The organism is Achromobacter spanius (assembly GCF_039673305.1).
GTDB classification, from domain to species: domain Bacteria; phylum Pseudomonadota; class Gammaproteobacteria; order Burkholderiales; family Burkholderiaceae_B; genus Achromobacter; species Achromobacter spanius_F.
Window position 1 is genome coordinate 1 of sequence record NZ_JBDJLJ010000117.1, and the last position, 1928, is coordinate 1928.

The window sequence follows — 1928 nt, forward strand, 5'->3', positions numbered from 1 at the left end:
TCGTCGACCCACGCCGGCGGGCCATCCGAGTCGTCCGGCGCCGGGGCGGGCGCCACGGCCGCCGCCGCGGGCGTCACCGCCAGCGCAGCCGAGCCTTGCGCCTTGCCGGCGGCGGGATTGGCGGCAGCCTCGCGGGCGTCCGCCGGCAGGTCTTCCCAGGGCGGCACGCTGCCGCCATCGGCGGCTTGCGGCGTGGGCGTTGCCGGGGCGGCGGGCTGGGGCTGTTCCGCCGAGGCGGCCTGAGCCTGCCCGGATTCGACGGGTTGGGCCGGTTGTTGCGCCACGATCGGCGCGGCGGCGGGTTCGGACGCAGGGCTTTCCGCCGGGACGGGCGCTGAAGACGCGGGCGCCGGCGCAGCCTGGACGACCTCGACGGGCGCCGGCGCGACTGCGGACGGTGCGGAAACCGCCGGTGCAGCGACGGGTGGCGCGGCAATTGCCGGCGCGGCGATTGCGGGCGCGGCAACGGCCGCCGCGGCAACGGCCGCCGCCGGCTCTGCCGTCTGGCGGGCGGGGGCGGCGGGCGCCTCCAGCGCGGTCTGCGGACCGGCGTCGCCATTGAGCGCCAGCATGCGCAGGCAGGCCATGATGAAACCCGCGTATTCGTCGGGCGCCAGGGTCAGTTCGCTGCGGCTGTGCACGGCGACGGAGTAGAACAGCTGCACCGCATCGGGGTGCAGGACCTGCGCCAGTCGGGCGATGTCTTCCGCCAGCGGATCTTCGGCCGCGGTGACGCCTTTCACGCGCTGCTCGATGGCCACGCGCGACAGCAGCACGGCCAGATCGGCCAGCGCGCCGGCATAGGACAGGCCGCGGATCGCCAGTTCATCGGCCACCGCCAGCACGCCCTTGGCGTCGCCGGACGACAGCGCGTCCAGCAGGCGGACGAGATGGCGCTGATCGATGGTGCCGAGCATACCGCGCACGGCGTCTTCGGTCAGGTTGCCGGCGCTGTAGGCGATGGCCTGGTCGGTCAGCGACAGCGCGTCGCGCATGGATCCGGAGGCCGCCTGCCCGATGAGGCGCAGGGCCGGAATTTCGAACCCCACGTCTTCCTGTCCGAGCACGGCCTGCAAATGGCCGACGATGGAATCGGCGGGCATCTGCTTCAGATTGAACTGCAGGCAGCGCGACAGGACCGTCACCGGGATCTTCTGGGGATCGGTGGTGGCCAGGATGAATTTGACGTGCGGCGGCGGCTCTTCCAGCGTCTTGAGCATGGCGTTGAACGCGTGCCCGGTCAGCATGTGGACTTCGTCGATCATGTAGACCTTGAAGCGTCCCGCGCCCGGCGCGTAGACGGCTTGCTCGAGGAGCTGGGTCATTTCCTCGACGCCGCGGTTCGACGCCGCGTCCAGCTCGAGGTAATCGACAAAACGCCCGGCGTCGATCTCGGTGCACGCGCGGCACACGCCACAGGGCTTGGAGGTGATGCCGGTTTCGCAATTGAGCGATTTGGCCAGGATGCGCGAGAGCGTCGTCTTGCCGACGCCCCGGGTTCCGGTGAACAGCCAGGCGTGATGCAGGCGTTGCGTGTCGAGCGCATGGGTGAGCGCGCGCACCACGTGATCCTGTCCCACCAGGGTATCGAACGATCGCGGCCGCCACTTGCGGGCCAATACCAGATAAGTCATGGCTGGATTGTAGAGCCTGATTGTTGAACCCGTTGATGGAGCGGGCCGGAATGCAAAGGGGACGGGTTTATTCCCGTGGATTGAATCCTTGGAAAATAACCCCGTCCCCCTGGAAGCTGGGCAGCAAACGCTACCTGCTTGAAGAATCCGGTTGGCGAGCCTTACTCCGGCACTGACCCTAAACGACTATGGCTGCTTCGTTCCCGACCTGACCAGGTTCACCGTCGAACCATGCGAAGGGGCCCGCCAGCCGAGATTCTAGCAGAGCTGCGCTTCGCTTGCTCGCTAGAATCT

1 protein-coding gene and 1 other RNA gene are annotated in these 1928 nt (G+C 68.8%); both read right to left on the reverse strand.

The window, feature by feature from the left end:
* Positions 1-1634, reverse strand: a 1634-nt coding sequence (gene dnaX, locus ABE485_RS31035; protein WP_346519090.1) for a DNA polymerase III subunit gamma/tau, incomplete at its 3' end; no start/stop codon positions are given.
* A gap of 150 nt (positions 1635-1784) precedes the next feature.
* An RNA gene (gene ffs / locus ABE485_RS31040) (signal recognition particle sRNA small type) lies at positions 1785-1882 on the reverse strand.
* Between the last annotated feature and the right edge of the window lie 46 nt (positions 1883-1928).